Here is an 18,739-nt window from a genome sequence, read left to right on the forward strand (position 1 = left end):
GGTGAAAAACCGGGCCGAATTTTCTCTTGTGATCCTGCGTGGCTTCGGGTCAAATTCGCGGCTGGCCTTGAGTTTCGCACTGCAGCACGATTCAAAGCCTCGGTTTGGCACTACAACGTACGGTATCAGATAATGCCCTCGTCTACCGGTACGCGCAATGCCCATGTCATACAATTTCTCATAGACAAAGTTTTCAGAAGGGCCATTTTGTTTTCATTATAGAAACAAAAGCATCGCCGTTCTCATAGTGAAACGTTGTTTTTCGGTCGTTCTCATTGGCAAGTATGGGTGCCAAAAAATTTTACTGCCATCGTCGTGAAAAAGATGTCGCCATTACGCCAAGAAAGCTCTTTTTGGTGTCATGTTGGCCACCAACTCTCGATCTTAAGCGGGTTTGGGGCTGATGAATCAATTTATTTTCAGTAATTATTGCCTGAATCGCCAAATCTTGGCATCGGCGCCGCCGTTTTTGTTTGTTGCGGTACGGGCAAGGCACGCTACAATAGAGTTGACGTTGACGTAAACGGCACTTTGCCAGCCTGCCCAGCAGCGCCCCGATTCTTTCTACCGACCACCCCATGCAACCATCACCGCCCGTACAGATGACGACCTATACCATTACCGAACTGGCACGGGAATTCGACATCACGGCACGCGCCATCCGTTTTTATGAAGACCAGGGCTTGCTCAGCCCGAAGCGCGAAGGCGCAGGCGGACGCAACCGCGTCTACACGCCGCGCGACCGCACCCGCCTGAAACTGACCCTGCGCGGCAAGCGCCTGGGCCTGGCCCTGTCGGAAATCAAGAGCCTGGTCGACATGTATGAATCGCCGAAGGACACGCGCGCGCAGATGGACCGCTTCCTCGGCGTGCTGGCGCAGCACCGCCAGACCCTGGAGCAGCAGCGCATCGATATCGAAATGGCACTGGCGGAAATCAGCGCGCATGAAGACGCGTGCGCGCGCATGCTGGCGGACTTGAACCTTGATAAGGCGCAAACAAACTAAAGACGCAGGCAGGGGACAGTTGCCGCGCGCAGCGCTTTACGTTTACGTAAACGTCACAACTGAGTATCATAGCTTCACTGACCCGGCACCCATGACCGCCACACTTATAACGACGAGGACGACATGCTCCATCTCCCAGGCTTGACCTTTGACCACGGCGAAGACATCGCCTCCCTGCGCGAAGCGATCCAACAATTTGCCGCCGCCGAAATCGCGCCGCGCGCGGCCGACATCGACCGCACCGACCAGTTCCCCATGGACCTGTGGCGCAAGATGGGCGACATGGGCTTGCTTGGCATCACCGTCAGCGAAGAATACGGCGGCGCCGGCATGGGCTACCTGGCGCACATCATCGCCATGGAAGAGATCTCGCGCGCCTCGGCTTCCGTCGGCCTGTCCTACGGCGCCCATTCGAACCTGTGCGTGAACCAGATCAAGCGCAACGGCACGGCCGAGCAAAAGGCCAAGTACCTGCCGAAACTGATCACGGGCGAGCACATCGGCGCCCTGGCCATGTCGGAACCGAACGCGGGCTCGGACGTCGTCAGCATGAAGCTGCGCGCCGACTTCAAGGGCGACCGCTGGGTCTTGAACGGCACCAAGATGTGGATCACCAACGGCCCCGACGCGGACGTGCTGGTGGTGTACGCGAAGAACGACCTGGAAGCGGGCCCGCGCGGCATGACGGCTTTCCTGATTGAAAAGAATTTCAAGGGCTTTTCCATCGCGCAAAAGCTCGACAAGCTGGGCATGCGCGGCTCGCACACGGGCGAACTGGTGTTCCAGGATTGCGAAGTGCCGGCCGAAAACGTGCTGGGCGGCCTGGGCAAGGGCGTCAACGTGCTGATGTCGGGCCTCGATTTCGAGCGCACCGTGCTGTCCGGCGGCCCGCTGGGCATCATGCAGGCCTGCATGGACCTGGTCGTGCCCTACGTGCATGACCGCAAGCAGTTCGGCCAGCCCATCGGCGAATTCCAGTTGATGCAGGGCAAACTGGCCGATATGTATTCGACCATGATGGCGTGCAAGGCCTATGTGTATGCCGTGGGCCAGGCTTGCGACCGCGCCACCACGCCGGAAGCCGTGCGCCAGCTGCGCAAGGACGCGGCCGGCGCCATTCTGTATAGTGCGGAAAAGGCGACCTGGATGGCCGGCGAGGCGATACAGGCCCTGGGCGGCAACGGCTATATCAACGAGTTTCCGGCCGGCCGCCTGTGGCGCGACGCCAAGCTGTACGAAATCGGCGCCGGGACCAGCGAAATCCGCCGCATGCTGATCGGCCGTGAGTTGTTTGCCGAAACGAAATAAACACGGGCCGGGCGCGCGGATATCGACTGGGTGATGAGCTAGCTATGCGAGCAACCGTATGACGCAGATTGCCTTCCCTAAATTGCTCTCTTCGCAGATTGCATTCGATATCGCGCGCACCATCCGCGACGGCTTCGACAAGCATTACCGGCTGTTCCGCGCGAGCAGCCAGCAAGCCCGGCTGTATTTCGAGCAGGGCGCGTGGGCCGCGGCGCAAACGGCAGCCCGCGAGCGCATCGGCTTTTATGACAAGCGCGTGCAGGAATGCGTGCAGATGCTCGAAGATGAGTACGAAGAGTCGGAGTTGAGCGATGAAGTGTGGCGCGAACTCAAGCTGCACTACATCGGCATGCTGAGCGACCACAAGCAGCCGGAACTGGCGGAAACCTTCTTCAATTCCGTCTGCTGCAACATCCTGCACCGCACCTATTTCCACAACGATTATATTTTCGTGCGTCCCGTCGTCTCGACGGAATACATCGAGACGGAAGAACTGGTACCCACCTACCGCGTGTATTACCCGGGCAAGGACGGCTTGCGCTTCACCCTGAAGCGCATGGTGACGAATTTCCAGCTGAACTGCGATTTTGCCAACCTGGACCGCGACGTGGCCCAGGTTGAAGCGCGCCTGTATCAACTGTTCGGCGGCGACAAGGTGGAAGCGAACCACCAGATCCAGGTCCTGACCAGCTTGTTCTACCGCAACAAGGGCGCCTACCTCGTCGGCAAGGGCATCAACGGCAACCGCGAATACCCGTTTGTCGTGCCCATCCTGCACAACCGCCACGGCAAGCTGGTGCTCGACACGGTGCTGTTCGAACACGAGCAGATCGCCGTGCTGTTTTCGTTTACACGCGCATATTTCCTGGTCGATATGGAAGTGCCGTCCGCCTACGTCCAATTTCTCCGAAGTTTGCTCCCGCGCAAGCCCCGCAGTGAGATTTATACGATACTGGGCTTGCAAAAACAGGGCAAGACGCTGTTTTACCGCGACTACCTGCAGCACTTAAAACATTCCTCGGACCATTTCGAGATCGCGCCCGGCATCCGCGGCATGGTGATGCTGGTATTTGCGCTGCCGTCGTTTCCCTACGTCTTCAAGGTAATCAAGGATTTCTTTCCGCCGCCCAAGGAAACCACGCGCGCGCAAGTCAAGGAAAAGTATTTGCTGGTGAAACACCACGACAGGGTGGGCCGCATGGCCGACACGCTCGAGTACTCCAACGTCGCTTTCCCCCGCGCCCGCTTTGCCGAGGAACTGCTGGCCGAACTCCAGCATTTCGCCCCGTCGCTGGTCGAGGAAGACCACGAGCAGATCATCATCCGCCACCTGTACATCGAGCGGCGCATGGTGCCGCTGAACATGTGGCTGAGCAATGCCGAGAAGGAAGCCCGCGATGACCTCGTCGAGCACGCCATCGTGGAATACGGCAACGCCATCAAGGAACTGGTGGCGGCGAATATTTTCCCTGGCGACATGCTGTACAAGAACTTTGGCGTGACGCGTCATCAACGTGTCGTATTTTATGACTATGATGAAATCGAGTACATCACCGATTGCCAGTTCCGCGCCATCCCCGAGGCGCGTACGGAGGAAGAGGAAATGTCGGCCGAACCCTGGTATCCCATCGGCAAGCACGATGTGTTTCCCGAACAATTCGGCAGCTTCCTGCTGGGCAATCCCCGTATCCGCAAGCATTTCATGCAGCACCATGCCGAGCTGCTGACGGCCGCCTACTGGCAGGCGCGCAAGCAGCGCATACTCGACGGCCATATCGAGGACGTCTTTCCCTATCCGCAACACCTTCGTTTCTGTCAACAGCCGCAATTCCCACCCCCTACCGGAGATCCAAATGAATGATCCAGTCGTAATCGTCGGTGCCGCGCGCACTCCCATGGGCGCCTTCCAGGGCGATTTTGCCAACGTCACCGCCAGCGACCTGGGCGCTGTCGCCATCCGCGCTGCCGTCGAGCGCGCCGGCATCGCGCCGGACGCCGTTGAACACGTGTTTTTCGGCAATTGCCTGATGGCCGGCCAGGGCCAGGCGCCCGCGCGCCAGGCCTTGCGCAAGGCCGGCTTGCCGGACTCCACGGGCGCCGTGACCCTGTCGAAAATGTGCGGCTCGGCCATGCAGACGACCATGTTCGCGCACGACACCTTGCTCGCCGGCAGCGCCGACGTGGTGGTGGCGGGCGGCATGGAATCGATGACCAACGCCCCCTACCTGGTGCCGAAGGCGCGCGGCGGCTACCGCATCGGCCACGGCATGATCTATGACCACATGATGATGGATGGCCTGGAAGACGCCTACAGCCGCGATGAAAAGGGCAATGCCCGCTCGATGGGCACGTTTGCCGAAGAGTGCGCCAGCCAGTACAGCTTCACGCGCGAAGCGCAGGATGCGTTTGCCATCGAATCCGTGAAACGCGCGCAAGCGGCCACCAAGGACGGCAGTTTTGCATGGGAAATCGTGCCCGTGACCGTTGCCGGCCGCGGCGGCGACACCGTCGTCAGCATCGATGAAGGCCCGCAAAAAGCCCGCCTGGAAAAAATCCCGACGTTAAAGGCCGCCTTCAAGAAGGATGGCACCATCACGGCCGCCTCGTCTTCGTCGATCAACGATGGCGCGGCAGCCCTGGTGCTGATGCGCGAATCGACGGCGAAAAAACTGGGCTGCACCATCCTCGCGAAAATCCACGGCCACGCCACGCATGCGCAGGCGCCGAACGAATTCACGACGGCCCCCATCGGCGCCGTGAAAAAACTCTACGCCAAGACGGGCTGGAGCAGCGGCAATGTGGACTTGTTCGAGATCAATGAAGCATTCGCCGCCGTGCCGATGGCCGCCATGCACGACCTCGACATTCCGCACAGCAAGATCAACATCCACGGCGGCGCGTGCGCGCTGGGCCACCCGATCGGCGCCTCGGGCGCGCGCATCATCGTCACCCTGCTGGGCGCCCTGAAGAAAACGGGCGGCAAGCGCGGCGTGGCAGCCCTGTGCATCGGCGGCGGCGAAGCGACGGCGATGGCGATCGAACTGGTATAAGCTCTTTCCGAGCACGGGCGCGCACGGCAGGTCACGGTGCGCGCCTTTTCATTTGACTAGCAGGGAGAAAAACATGGCTACCGCATTGATCATCGGCGCCTCGCGCGGCATCGGCCACGAACTCGTCCGTCAATACCGCCACGACGGCTGGCGGGTCATCGCCACGGCACGCACACAGGACGCCTGCGAGGCTCTGCGGCAACTGGGCGCGGAAGCGCACGAACTCGACGTGACGGATGTGGAAGGCTGTGCCGGCCTGGGCTGGAAGCTCGACGATGAAAAACTCGACGTGGCCATTCTCAACGCGGGCGTGTACGGTCCCCGCCACGACGGTTTCCCCACGCAAGAAGATTTCGATGCCGTCATGCACACGAACGTGCTGGCGGCCATGCGGCTGCTGCCGATATTGGCGCCCCTGGTGGCCAACGCGAGGGGCAAACTGGCCGTGCTGTCCTCGCACATGGGCTCCCTGAGCGAGCGGGGCAACCCCAGCGGTTCGCTGTACCGCGCCAGCAAGGCGGCCCTGAATTCCGTGCTGATCGACACGTCCCTCGTGCATGGCCCGCAAGGCGTCAGCTGCGTCGCCTTCCACCCGGGCTGGGTGCGCACGGACATGGGCGGTGCCGGCGCGGATATTTCCCCGGAAGAAAGCGCCGCCGGCATGCGCGCCACCCTGGCCAGCCTGCCGGCCACGGACAAGGCCGTGTTCCGCAACTACGATGGCAAGCCCATCGGCTGGTAACTCCCCACACACCATAAAAACAAACGAGACGACGTCCCATGATACTCAATGAAGAACAATCGATGATCCAGGAAGCGCTGCGCAGCTTTTCGCGCGAGCGCCTGGCACCCAACGCGGCCCGCTGGGACAAGGAACATCATTTCCCGAAAGAAGAATTGCAGGAACTGGCCGCGCTGGGCGCCTTTGGCGTGGCCGTGCCGGAAGCGCTCGGTGGCGCCGGCCTCGACTACGTATCGCTGGCCCTGGTGCTGGAAGAAATCGCCGCCGGCGATGGCGGCACGTCGACCATCATTTCCGTGAATAATTGCCCCGTGTGCAGCATCGCCATGATGTACGCGAACGACGCGCAAAAGGAACAATGGCTGCGCCCGCTGGCGCAAGGCGCCATGCTGGGGGCATTTTGCCTGACGGAACCGCACACGGGCAGCGACGCCTCGGCCCTGCGCACGACGGCCAGCCGCGACGGCAATGAATACGTGCTCAACGGCACGAAGCAATTCATTACCAGCGGCAAGTATGCGGACGTGGCCATCGTCATGGCCGTCACCGACAAGGCGGCCGGCAAGCGCGGCATCAGCGCCTTCTGGGTGCCGACGAACACGCCAGGCTACATCGTGGCGGGACTGGAACAGAAGATGGGCCAGCATTCGTCGGACACGGCGCAAATCCTGTTCGACAACTGCCGCATCCCCGCGGAAAATCTGATCGGCGAAGAAGGACAAGGCTACAAGATCGCCCTGTCCGGCCTGGAAGGCGGACGCATCGGCATCGCCTCGCAAGCCGTGGGCATGGCGCGCGCCGCATACGAGGCAGCGTTGACTTACGCGCGCGAGCGGGAAAGTTTCGGCAAGCCCATCTATGAACACCAGGCCGTGCAATTCCGCCTGGCCGACATGGCCACGCAGATCGAAGCGGCGCGCCAGCTGATCCGCCACGCGGCGGCCATGAAGGATGCGGGCCTGCCCTGCCTGAAGGAAGCGGCGATGGCCAAGCTGTTTGCGTCGGAAATGGCGGAAAAAGTGTGCTCGGACGCCATCCAGGTGCACGGCGGCTACGGTTATGTGTCCGACTTCCCCGTCGAGCGCATCTACCGCGACGTGCGCGTATGCCAGATTTACGAGGGCACCAGCGATATTCAGAAGATACTCATCGCTAGAGCTTTGTAAACCCGAGGCAGATGCCGGGGTCGTACCCTGCAGGGCACGACCCCGGTGTTACGCCCTTGGGTTTTCAATAGACGAAAAAAAAGCCTACTCAGGGTAGGCTTCGTTCCAATGTATTACCAATGCTTTAATCGTGTCATGGACGCCAGTGCTATCTGCAAAGTGCCTCCTGATTTTCGGACTCCCATGCTATCTGCATGGTGACTCCAAGTGTAAATCGACCAACGTATCCGGAATTACAAAATCCACGCTTTCGCACTGTCACGCCATCGACATTACACCTGTCGGTCGCCGCGCTGAGCCTGGATGGTGAGATGATTTGTTGCCAAATCTCAATCACTGAACGGAGTATAGCACAGCTTTTTGTGCAGTGCAATAATGAATTGAAGCCATACCTTAAATCAAGTCCTTAGCGCCAGCGGCTTGTCTTCTTCGCCGCCACGGGCCACTCTTTCGTATTCGGAAATGACTTGCGCGCCCAGCAGCAGCAAGGTGGCGCCGATTTCCAGGCTGAACATGACGACGATGGCCGTCGTCATCGAGCCATACACGACATTGACCTGCGACAAGGTGGAAAAATACCAGACCAGCACGTGGCGCGCGATTTCCCACAGCAGGGCCGCCGTCACGCCGCCGATCAGCGCATGCGTGATCGACAATCGTCCCACCGGCATGACCAGGTAGATCGAACTGAGCACGAGGATCTCGCCGCCCAGCCCCAGCAGATACAGCAACACGCCGGACACGCCCTCCAGGCCCCAGTCGTGGCGCAAAAAGCGCACGCTTTCCTCGCCCATCACCTGCAAGCCGCCCGCCACCACGGTGATGAGCAAGATGCCCACGCCCAGGCACAGGATGTAGCAGTACGGCAGCACGGCGGAAATGAGGAAATGGCGGCGGCGGATGGCGACGCGGTGAACAAAAATCACGCTCATGGCGTTTTCCAGCACGGTAAACGCCAGCGAACTGAAAAACAGCATGGTCAGCAGCAGCAGCCAGCCGATCACGCCCCGGTTGTCGAGAAAATGCGCGATCTCGCCCACGATGGCCTTCGATTGCCCCGGCACCAGCCATTCCAGATAATGGCCGATTGTCTGCAGCAATTCATCCTGCGCGATCACGTGGGACAGCGCCACCACCACCAGCATCAGCAGGGGCACGATGGACAGCAGCGAGTAATACGCGACGGCACCGGCCAGCAGCAAGCCCTGGTTGGCGCGGAAACCCTTGAGCACCTGCAGCGCGAAGGCCAGCGGGTGGCTGAGGATGTAGGTACTGGCGTGGCGGTTGATCATGTCGGGTGCGGTGTAGAAGGCGGCGCGGCCTCGTGCCACGCCTTATCACACTAGCATACTGACAAGCGCCCCGCTGCACCGTGCGCTAGCAGACGGCCGGCTCCAGCAGGGTCAAGGTTTGCCGGTCCGCATCCAGGGTGGCCAATATGCCCATCGGTAGCGTGAACTGGTGGCGGATGTGGCCAAACGAATAGCCGCTGACGGCCGGCACGCGCGAAGGCTGCAAGTGCTGGTCCAGGGTGGCATCGAGGCTCAGCGAGGTGTCGCCCTCGGCCGCCTCGCAATGCTCGAAGATGCCCAGCATCAAGGCCGCCGCGTGCTTGAAACCGACGGACAGGTCGAGCTGGCACAGCATGCGGTCGATGCGGTACGGCACTTCATTGATTTCTTCGAGGAACAAGATGTGCTCGCGGAAATCGGCCGCATACGGTGTGCCGGCCAGCGCGCTGACCATGCACAGGTTGCCGCCCGTCAAGCGCCCCGTCGCCTGGCCGCCGTGCACGGTGCGGATGGCGAAGTTCGGCTGCGTCTGCGCGCGGCGGTGGTTGTCCAGCGCCATCGGGATCGTGTAGCTGTCCTGCGGCATCATCAGCACATTGCGCAGCTGCGTCACCGTGTAGTCGGAAAACGTCGATGAAGCCACGGGGCCGTGGAAGGTTACCAGGCCCGTCTGGCGGACTATGGCCAGGTGCAGGGCCGTGATGTCGGAATAGCCGATCAGCACTTTCGGATTGCGCTGGATCAAGGCGTAATCGAGCAGCGCCAGCAGCGAAATGCAGCCGGAGCCGCCACGGATGGCCCAGATCGCCTTGACCTCGGGATCGGCGAACGCCGCGTGCAGATCGTCGAGGCGCTGCCGCACCGTGCCCGCATAGTTGCCGTGCACGGCGCGGATATTCGCGCCCAGGCTGGCGCGCAAGCCCAGCGATTCGATATTGCGCTGGGCCTTGGCGATGGCGTCGTCGTCCGTAAAACCGCCCGGTGCGATGATGGCGACCAGGTCGCCCTGGCGCAGACGCGCCGGTTTGATCAATGCGTGTTGCTGTTGCATGCGTTTGCCCTTCCCTTGCGCGGCCGCCGCCCACGCCGGTGTGCCCGCCGCCCCCACGGTGGCGGCCAGCAAGCCGCCGAAGCGGCGCCGGCTGAGATTGGTCTGACTGGACATGCGGCCCTTTCCTGAAATAAAAAACGGCGGCGCCAGGCGCCGCCGCCGAGAGTAGCATGCAGGCGGGATCGCCGCCTTACATGAACTTGTACTTCAGCTGGAACGACAGCGAGCGGCCGCGCGGGTCGGCTACGCGCGGGTCCCAGCCGGCGCCCACCACTTCATCCACGTTGTGCGCGGTGAACGGTGGATCGCGGTCGAACAGGTTCTGGATGCCCACGGTGATGGTGGTATTCTTGAAGCCCGTGTAGGTGCCCGACAGGTTATACGTGGTGTAGCTGGACACGTCCGGCTTGAAGCCCGGCGGCGGCGACCCCTTGCCGCCGTTCGGCACCTGATCCTTGTAGCCCGACGAAAAACTCTGCACCAGCAAGCCGCTCCAGTCGCCGCGCGACACGCCAAAGCTGGCGTTATGTTTCCAGCGCAAGTACAGGTCGCGCGTATAGAACTTGCCGACCAGTTCCTGGTATTCCTGGCCTTGATATTCCGCAAACTTGAAGCTGTCCATATACGTGCCATCCAGGGTCGCCGTCCATTTCGCGTCCCGGATCTTGCCTTCGCCGCGCAAGCCCACGTCCAGGCCGCGCACGCGGCTGCCTGCCGCATTGATCCAGCCCGCCTGCACGTACTCGATGGTGCCGTCCGGATTGCGGTGGATGTACTGGTTCAGCGCCTGGTAGTTGGCCAGCACGATTTGCGGCGTGCGGTTCAGGATGCGGTCCTTGGTGTTGATGGCCCAGTAGTCGAACGAGGCGGAATAGCCCTTCACCGGTTCGATGACAAAGCCGACGCTGCCCTGCTTCGACGTTTCCGGCTTCAGGTTCTTGTTGCCGCCCGTCCTGTAGTCGAGGCGGTCGATGGCGCAGTATTCGGGCACGCCCGGATGCTTGGCGCAACCTTCCTGGTCGATCACGCCGTTCGGCAACTCCTGGCTCAGCGAACCGGAATACAGCTGCTGGAAGCTTGGCGCGAGGAAACCCTTGCTGGCCGAACCACGGAACAGCAGGAAATCGGCCGGCTGGTAGCGGAAGGCCACTTTCGGATTCGTCGTCGCGCCCACCAGGCTGTAATCGTCGCGGCGGATGGCCAGCTGCATTTCCAGGTCCTTCGTGACCGGCACCAGCAGCTCGGCATACACGGCCTTGACGGTGCGGCTGGCATCGCTCAGTGCTGCATTGCCTGGCGCCAGCAGAATTTGCGTGGCATCGACGTCTTGCGCAAAGTTGTAGCCTTCGCGGCGGAAATCAAAACCGGCCGCCACGGCCAGTGCACCGGCCGGCAGCTGGAACAGTTCGCCCGAGACGGAACCGTCGATCTGCGTCAGGGTCGTCTTGCCGTGCTGGAAGTCACCACGGAACTTGGTCGACTCGATCATTTGCTTGGCCGCTTCCGTCTGGCTTTGGCCCGCGCCCACCCACGGGTTGATGATGCCCGTGGCCAGGGCCGCGTACAGCTTGTCCGTGTAGGAATAGCCATCGGTCAGCTTGGTCTTGGTACTGCTTTCGGCGCGCGAAATGCCGGCCTTGTAATCCCACTTGCCGAAGTTGCCTTCAAAACCCACCAGCACGCGCGCATTGTCGGTGGTGTTTTCCTGCGTACGGTTGCCCACGTCATTGGCGCGCCATTTGTAGGAAATCGGTTTGCTCTTGTCGAACGTCGGGATATAGGCCGACAGATCCTGGTAATACGCGCCACCGACCGGATACAGATTCTTGTTGGCGACGGTCGCCTGCACCTGCATCGGCGTCAGGATGGCCGTGGCCTTGGTGCGCGAACCGAGCACTTCGACAAACATGCGGTGATCGGGCGCCAGCTGGAAGGTGCCGCGCGACAACAGATTGGCCCGCTCGACGGGGAATTGCAGCACATAGTCGGCGCCATAGTCGTAGGCGCACGAATACCTGGTGCGCAGCGGCGAGGTCACGTCTTTCCACAGTTCCGTCTGGTATTGCGACATGCCGGGAATCGTGTCGCACTTGCCCTGGAAACTCAGCGGATTGGCTTGCAAATACACGTTCGGATCGCCTGGCAAAGTATAGCCGCCGATAAATTTCCCTGGATTTTTAGGATCAGGAATCTGCAAGGCCGTACCCGGGCCCGACATTTGATTCGCGAACGGCGTGCCCGTGGTATCGGGCGACAGACCGCGTTCCGGCTGGAAGCCATTGACGAAGGAGCGGTCGCGGCCATTGAGCTGTTGCGCTTTATCAACCGTCAGGCTGGCCATGATGTTGTAGCGGTCCGATTCCAGCGAGCCCGTGCCTGCCAGGATGGAGGCGCGGCGCGTGGCGCCGCCGCCGGCCTGCGTGTCATTCGTGGAAACGGATGCTTCCACGCCGCTGTAATTGGTTTTCAGGATGAAATTGATCACGCCGCCGATGGCGTCCGTGCCGTAGATGGCCGAAGCGCCATCCTTGAGGATTTCCACGCGTGAAATCGCGCCCAGCGGGATCGAGTTCAGGTCGACCGACTTGCCGCTGGCGCCGTGCGTGGCGATGCGGCGGCCGTTCAGCAGCACCAGGGTGCTCGACGGGCCCAGGCCCCGCAGCGAGGCGAACGAAGCGCCGCCGCTGACCCTGTCCGCATCGGCGCCAAACACGTTATTGCCCGAAGTCATGTTATCGGCGCCCGTGCCGTTGGCCGACAAGGTGCGCACCAGTTGTTCGGTTGTCGTGATGCCCTGCTTTTCGATCTGGTCAAAGCTGATGACTTGCACCGGCAACGCGCCTTCCTTGGCCACGCGCTTGATGCTGCTGCCCGTCACTTCGACCCTTTGCATTGCTGATGGAGCCGCTTCCTGTGCCATCACCGGCCCCACCACCCCCATCAATGCCACCAACTGCGCTAGTTTCTTCAATTTCACTGGTCTCTCCTTGTTGGGCAATCGAAACTTGAGTTCTCAAGTCCAGGCTGTTTTGTAAGGTCGCGGCGTCTGTCTCGCGGTACATTTTTTTATGACGCCAGCGCTTTACTTTATTTGTTTTCATTTTCAGAGTAGCGCGATGCGTCCAGGCCCAGCCAATGAAAAATGCTTTCCTAACCATAACTTTTTGGAATGAATGCCCTTTTCAACTGCGTGCTCACTTGCCTGCGGGGCGGCCCTTGGCGGGATCGACGTCCAGGTAGCGCCAGGACGTGAATTCCACGGGGTGGCGCCTGTAGTTTTTAAGCCACGGTTGCTGCAGGTCGGCAGAGATGGGATGCGTCAGCAGCACCCACGGCGTGTAAGCGTGGATCAGCTGAAACAGGTCGAAGTACAGACTGCGTCGGCGCGGCGTATCGGATAGCAGGCGCGCCTCCTCATAGCGTTTATTGTAATCGGGCAAGTTGAAGCGGGCATAGTTGGCGCGGCCAACGTTGCCGCCATACAACAATTGCATAAAGTTATCGCCATCGGGGAAGTCGGCGATCCAGTTGGTCTCGAACATCTGCACCTTGCCCAGGCGCGACGCCTTGATGATTTCCGTCTTCTTGTCGCTTTTAAACTCCACGCGCAGGCCGATGGCGTTCAGGTTGCGCCGCCACAACTCATCGCGTAGCCGCCCGACCGTGCTCGGCTCCGTATGCATGGTCAGGATCAGGGGCGTGCCGTCCGGCTGCGTGCGGAAACCGTCGGCTCCGACCTTGTAGCCGAAGCGCTCCAGCAAGGCGCGCGCCAGCGCCGGATCGTAGCCGACGGGGCTGCGGTAGCTCTTGTCGTAACCGAGCACGTTGGGCGGCAGCGGCGACTGCGCCGGCAAGGCCAGCCCTTTTTTTAATAAGGCGATGTCTTCGCGGCTGTTGTAGCTGAGGGCGATGGCGCGGCGCAGGGCCAGCTTGTCCTTGCTCGTGCCGCCCAGCACGGGATCGTCCATGTTCATCCACATGTAATACGTCTGCAGTACGGGAAAGCGCGTCAGCTGCAAGCCCTTGGCGGCCAGCGCCGGTTTCAGGGCGCCGTTTTCCAGCACCATGTCCGTCATCGATTCCGGCACTTGCTCAAGGTAATCGAATTCGCCTTTCAGGAATCCCAGCATGCGCGATTGATACTCCTCAACGATGCGCACCTCGATGCGCTCGACCAGCGGTAATTGCTTGCCTTCCAGCGCGGCGGCGATGGCGCGCGCGTCGGCCGGCAGGGCGGCCAGCGCCTTGGTTTCCGTATGGAACACGGTGGGGCGGAAAGTCGGGTTGGCTTGCAGCACGATCTTGTCGCTGCGTTTCCACTCCCTCACCAGGAACGGTCCCGTGCCCACGGGATGGTTGCCGATCTGCCCCGGCGCCGGATACGCTTCGGCCACTTCGCGCGCCACCACGGCAGTGGCCGGCATGGCCAGGTAAAACAGGAAATTCGGGTCGATGGCGTTCAGGCGGATGCGCAAGGTGTATTTGTCCAGCGCCTGCAAGCCGGCGATCGGCGTGTCGTAGCTGAATCTGGCTTTCAGGGCCGCGTCGCCCACCAGCTTATCTTCCAGCAAGAACAGCCATGGCGACTTCAGGGCCGGGTCATACAGCCGCGTCAGGCTGTACACATAATCCTGCGCCGTCACTTCGCGCGGCCGGCCCTTGAAGGCGGGATCGGGGGTAAAGAAAATACCAGGCTGCAAATGAAAGAGATACGTGCGGCCGCCATCTTCCACGGTCGGCATGCCGCGCGCCGTGTTGCCCTGCAGCTGTACCGGGCGCGCCAGGTAGTCATAGCGCAGCAGCGGGTCAAAGATGTTTTCCATCAAATTTAAACTGGCCAGGTCCGACGCCACGGCCGGATCCAGGCCCGTCTCGCTGGTGCTCAAGAACAAGTGCAAGGTCTTGTTCGCGCGGGCATCGGTGGCGGCATGGCCGGGCGCGGTAAATAGCGTCAACAGGGCCAGGCCGGCGGCGCAGGCGGTTTTGCGTAAAAACATCATCAGTGATCCATTGCAGACAAGGGTAAGGAACGGCGACAAGCGACTGGCATCCCCCACACTACGCGGGCAAGCGACGGGGCGCCAATGAAAACAGGCTGCCAGCTTATAACTTTTTGGCATGCGATTGCTGCATTCTTTCATCAACTCGTATCGGGCTGCCTCTATACTTTGCTTGCAGCACCTTTTCACCTCCCCGAAATACAGAACTGATCGCATATGGCACTTAATTACATCTGGTCCGGCTTTTTCCTCGTTGGCTTCCTGGCCGCAGTGCTGCAGTGGCTGTTTCTCGGCGATACCGATATCTTCAAGCGCATCATCGACGGCACCTTCGAAACGGCGCGCATGGGCGTGATGGATATCGCCCTGCCGCTGGCGGGCGTGATGACCTTATGGCTCGGCATCATGAACATCGGTGAAAAGGCGGGGATTGTCGGCTGGCTGGCGAAAGTCATCGCGCCCTTCTTTTCGCGTATCTTCCCGGAAATTCCCAAGGACCATCCGGCCACGGGCCACATGGTGATGAATTTCTCGGCCAACCTGCTGGGCCTGGACAATGCGGCCACGCCCTTCGGTCTGAAAGCCATGGAAAGCCTGCAGACCCTGAACCCGAACAAGGAAGAGGCGACGAACGCGCAGATCATGTTCCTCGTGCTGCACACCTCGGGCCTGACCCTGATTCCGCTGGCCATCATGGCGCAGCGCTCCATCCTCGGCGCAGCCGATCCGTCCGACATCTTTATTCCGTGCATGATCGCCACCTATGTGGCCACCATGGTCGGCATCATCACGGTGTCCATCAAGCAGCGCATCAACCTGCTGAACCGCGTCGTGCTGGGCTGGATGGGCGGCATGACGAGCGCCATCGTCGCCATGATCTGGTACTTCACGCAATACCTGACGAAACAGGAAATCGAGCTGGTCTCGAAGGTGGTCAGCAACCTGGTGTTGATCAGCGTCATCGCCATCTTCATCATCGGCGCCCTGCGCAAGAAGGTGAACGTGTACGACGCCTTCATCGAAGGAGCGAAGGGCGGCATCCAGACGTCGATCACCGTGATTCCCTATCTGGTCGGCATGCTGGTGGCCATCAGCGTCATCCGCAACGCGGGCGTGTTCAACTTCCTGATGAGCGGCATGAACTGGTTCTTCGCCAACCTGGGCATCAATACGGACTTCGTGCCGGCCCTGCCGACGGCCATGATGAAGCCGCTCAGCGGCTCGGGTTCGAAAGCCATGATGATCGATGCCATGAATACCTACGGCGTCGACTCGTTTGTCGGCCGCCTGGCCTGCGTCTTCCAGGGCTCGGCCGATACCACCTTCTATATCGTGGCCCTGTATTTCGGTTCCGTCGGCATCCGCAAGACGCGCTATGCCATCACGGCCGGCCTGATCGCCGATCTGGCGGGCGTGATCACGGCCGTCTTTGTCGCCTACGTCTTTTTCCACTAAGGAGAGCCATGTTCCGTCCCGTCCTCATCGCCGCCTTGCTGGCCGGCATCGGCTTGTCGAATGCGCAGGCGCAATTGCCAGAATCCGTCAGCCTGCTGCTGCGCAGTGCAAATATCCCCGAGGACGCCATGGGCGCCATCGTCTTGCGCGGCAACACCACCGTGCTGTCGCATGGGGCCGAGCGCAGCATGCAGCCCGCGTCTACCATGAAGCTGGTGACGACGGCCGTGGGCCTGGAGCAGCTGGGCCCCATCTTCCGCGGCCGCACGGAACTGCGCACCAGCGCCGACGTCATCAATGGCGTGCTGAAAGGCGACCTGATCCTGCGCGGCGGCGCCGACACGGATTTCAACGCGGACGTGCTGGAGCACATGCTGCAAACCCTGCGCAACCAGGGCATCGTGAAAATCAAGGGCGATCTGATCCTCGACCGTCAGCTGTTCCAGCCGGCCCGGCCCGACATCGGCGCGCCGCCGTTCGACGAGTCGGCCGAGTTCCGCTACAACGTCATCCCCGATGCGTTATTGCTGAACACCAATTTGCTCGATATCAACATGAACTCGACGGACCGGCAATTGAGCATCCTGATGCAGCCGCCGCTCGAGAACGTCAGCATCACGAGCGACATGAAACTGGTCAAGGGCAATTGCGCGCGATGGGAAGATGGCTGGCGGCCACCTGAGTACCGGCGCGATGCGGGCGGCAAGCTGCAGGTGATACTGCACGGCACCTTCCCGCAAAATTGCAGCAAGGCCACCAGCATCAATGTGCTCGACCGCAACGATTATGCGGACCGGCTGTTCCGTGCGACCTGGAAACGCCTGGGCGGCACGATCACGGGCACGGTGCGCGAAGCGCCGTTGACGGGCTTGCCGCCGACGGCCGAACCGGTGGGCACGCGCCTGCTGGCCGACCACGTGGCGCGCGCCTTGCCGGAAGTTTTGCGCGATATCAACAAGACTTCCGATAACACCCTGGCCCGCACCCTGTTCCTGAGCCTGGGCAGCCTGCAAAGCGATGGCTGGCTGGGCAGCCGCCCCGTCGCCATGGCCACGCCGGAAGACACGGCCACGCGCGCGCGGCTAGTCATCCAGGAATGGTTCCAGCGGCACCATATCGACACCCAGGGCATGCTGGTCGACAACGGTTCCGGCTTGTCGCGCACGGGGCGCATTGCGCCGGCACAAATGGCCGGCGTCTTGCAGGCGATGCAGCAAAGCCCGTGGGCGCCCGAGTTCCAGTCCAGCCTGCCCATCGTGGCGCTGGACGGCACCATGCGCAAGCGCCTGCTGAACAGCCCGGCCGCCGCGCGCGCCCGCATCAAGACGGGAACATTAAAGAATGTGGTGGCCATCGCCGGCTATGTACCTGATGCGAATAATCAACAGTGCGTAGTGGTCGCCATGATCAATAGCGACCTGGTGGGTAATGGCAACGGCCGCGCCGCCGTCGATGCGCTGATCGAGTGGGTCGCCAGGAGCGGCGTCGCGCCGGTGGTCGCCGGCCAATAGTCTAGTCCCGTGCCGTGCGTGGTGCGCTGGCAAACGCCAGACGCAGCACGTAGGCGGCGACGGCGCCGATCAGCAAGACGGTCACCAGCGATGCTTCCACGCCGAAGGCGCCGCCCGTCAACATGGCATTGCCCGCCAGTTCCCCGCGCAGCAGGCCGTCCGTGGCCGCATGGCCCGATACCGTCGAGGAAAACACCTGGCTGACGCAGTAATTCCAGCCGACATGCGTGCCGATGCACACCCACAAGCGGCGCGTCTGCATGTACAGGGCGGCTTGCAACACGCCATACGCAGCAATCGCGATGATGGCCAGCAGCGAAAAGCCGGCATTGGGCAAATGGGCGAGGGCGAACACCAGCGATGAAATCACGATGGCGGCCTTGCTGCCCAGCGCACGTGCCGTCACGCCGAACAGGATGCCGCGAAACATCATCTCCTCGGCCATCCCGACCAGCACCAGTTCAGCCAGCGGCAGCAGCAACATCAAGCTCAGGGCGTTGACGCCGCTAAATTGATAAACGCCCAGCGCTGCCAGCACGACAAAGGTGAGAAAGACCAGTCCGGCGCCGAGCAGCAATCCGCGTCCCAGTTCACGCGCCATGCCCGGCATTGCCAGTTCGGCCGGCTGGCGCTTTTCGATGCGCCGCACGTAGAAACGGTAAGCGAACCACACCAGTACCGCCGCCAGCAACTGCGGCCACAGGATGCGGTAAGGCTTTTCCACCAGATGGGAAGCAGTGCCCATCACCAGCGGCACCGCGGCAAAGGTCAGCACCATGCCCAGCACAATCTGCACCAGTGGATAAGCCATCAGGCGCGCCAAGGGGGATTTTTTCGTTGCCATGCTCAGGGTGTGGTCCATCGTCGCTTTCCTCGTGGGTTGTCAGGGTATGGTTGCTACTTGTTTCATACAGCGATAGTAGCAGTATTTATATAAGCACTTATATAAATATCGAAAGATGTTGTATTTTATGCACCCGTAGGGAATGACTGAAGGCGGGAAAAGGACGGCAAGGAATCAAGGGACGAAAAAAAACCCGACCATTGCTGATCGGGTTTTTTTCTAGGTGAAACAGCCGGGGGCTGTTTCACCAAATAACAAGCCTGACGATAACCTACTTTCACACTGGTTGCAGCACTATCATCGGCGCAAAGTT

At 61.1% G+C, this 18,739-nt stretch carries 14 protein-coding genes; 8 read left to right on the top strand and 6 right to left on the bottom strand.

Annotated features, from left to right (window positions below):
• Positions 1–602 precede the first annotated feature (602 nt).
• The 6 genes from BXA07_RS18025 to BXA07_RS18050 all read left to right on the top strand — a co-directional run bounded on the left by BXA07_RS18025 (position 603) and on the right by BXA07_RS18050 (position 7,273).
• Positions 603–1,007: a MerR family transcriptional regulator gene (locus tag BXA07_RS18025; protein WP_076569509.1), complete on the top strand. Its 405-nt coding sequence runs from the start codon at positions 603–605 to the stop codon at positions 1,005–1,007.
• A 123-nt stretch (positions 1,008–1,130) separates the two neighbouring features.
• Positions 1,131–2,315: an isovaleryl-CoA dehydrogenase gene (locus BXA07_RS18030; protein ID WP_076569510.1), complete on the top strand. Its 1,185-nt coding sequence runs from the start codon at positions 1,131–1,133 to the stop codon at positions 2,313–2,315.
• A 58-nt stretch (positions 2,316–2,373) separates the two neighbouring features.
• Positions 2,374–4,176 carry a bifunctional isocitrate dehydrogenase kinase/phosphatase gene (gene aceK / locus BXA07_RS18035; protein ID WP_076569512.1) on the top strand — a complete coding sequence of 601 codons (1,803 nt, stop codon included), beginning with the start codon at positions 2,374–2,376 and terminating at the stop codon, positions 4,174–4,176.
• The gene (locus BXA07_RS18040; RefSeq protein WP_076569513.1) at positions 4,169–5,365 is read left to right on the top strand and encodes an acetyl-CoA C-acyltransferase; all 1,197 of its coding nucleotides are present in this window, start codon (positions 4,169–4,171) and stop codon (positions 5,363–5,365) included. Before aceK ends, BXA07_RS18040 begins: the two co-directional genes overlap by 8 nt.
• A 73-nt stretch (positions 5,366–5,438) precedes the next feature.
• On the top strand, positions 5,439–6,107 hold the full coding sequence (locus BXA07_RS18045; protein ID WP_076569515.1) for an SDR family oxidoreductase: 669 nt from the start codon (positions 5,439–5,441) through the stop codon (positions 6,105–6,107).
• Positions 6,108–6,145: 38 nt separating this feature from the next.
• A complete protein-coding gene (locus tag BXA07_RS18050) occupies positions 6,146–7,273 on the top strand; it encodes an acyl-CoA dehydrogenase family protein (protein ID WP_076569517.1) in 1,128 nt (375 codons plus the stop codon).
• 398 nt (positions 7,274–7,671) lie between these two features.
• Here BXA07_RS18050 and BXA07_RS18055 read toward each other — a convergent pair whose 3' ends face one another.
• The 4 genes from BXA07_RS18055 to BXA07_RS18070 form a co-directional block, all read right to left on the bottom strand.
• The gene (locus tag BXA07_RS18055; RefSeq protein WP_076569519.1) at positions 7,672–8,565 is read right to left on the bottom strand and encodes a YihY/virulence factor BrkB family protein; all 894 of its coding nucleotides are present in this window, start codon (positions 8,563–8,565) and stop codon (positions 7,672–7,674) included.
• Between the two features lie 85 nt (positions 8,566–8,650).
• Complete coding sequence (locus BXA07_RS18060; protein WP_076569521.1) at positions 8,651–9,730, bottom strand: S66 peptidase family protein; 1,080 nt, start codon at positions 9,728–9,730, stop codon at positions 8,651–8,653.
• A 76-nt stretch (positions 9,731–9,806) separates the two neighbouring features.
• Positions 9,807–12,593 carry a TonB-dependent receptor gene (locus BXA07_RS18065; protein WP_076569523.1) on the bottom strand — a complete coding sequence of 929 codons (2,787 nt, stop codon included), beginning with the start codon at positions 12,591–12,593 and terminating at the stop codon, positions 9,807–9,809.
• A 217-nt stretch (positions 12,594–12,810) separates the two neighbouring features.
• Positions 12,811–14,613, bottom strand: a complete 1,803-nt coding sequence (locus BXA07_RS18070; protein WP_083708384.1) for an ABC transporter substrate-binding protein — start codon at positions 14,611–14,613, stop codon at positions 12,811–12,813.
• A 219-nt stretch (positions 14,614–14,832) separates the two neighbouring features.
• On the opposite strand from BXA07_RS18070, the gene BXA07_RS18075 reads away from it, so the two are divergent.
• Positions 14,833–16,071 (top strand): nucleoside recognition domain-containing protein, encoded by a 1,239-nt coding sequence (locus BXA07_RS18075; RefSeq protein ID WP_034753725.1) that lies wholly within the window; start codon positions 14,833–14,835, stop codon positions 16,069–16,071.
• An 8-nt stretch (positions 16,072–16,079) separates the two neighbouring features.
• Positions 16,080–17,582: a D-alanyl-D-alanine carboxypeptidase/D-alanyl-D-alanine endopeptidase gene (gene dacB, locus BXA07_RS18080; protein ID WP_076569526.1), complete on the top strand. Its 1,503-nt coding sequence runs from the start codon at positions 16,080–16,082 to the stop codon at positions 17,580–17,582.
• A gap of 1 nt (position 17,583) precedes the next feature.
• On the opposite strand, the gene BXA07_RS18085 is transcribed toward dacB, so the two are convergent.
• A complete protein-coding gene (locus BXA07_RS18085) occupies positions 17,584–18,444 on the bottom strand; it encodes a CPBP family intramembrane glutamic endopeptidase (protein WP_076569528.1) in 861 nt (286 codons plus the stop codon).
• A 107-nt stretch (positions 18,445–18,551) separates the two neighbouring features.
• Positions 18,552–18,739 (bottom strand): hypothetical protein (locus BXA07_RS31130; RefSeq protein WP_212592331.1); only part of this gene is annotated, 188 nt, incomplete at its 5' end.

This window comes from Janthinobacterium sp. TND4EL3 (assembly GCF_900156175.1).
Taxonomy (GTDB): domain Bacteria; phylum Pseudomonadota; class Gammaproteobacteria; order Burkholderiales; family Burkholderiaceae_D; genus Janthinobacterium.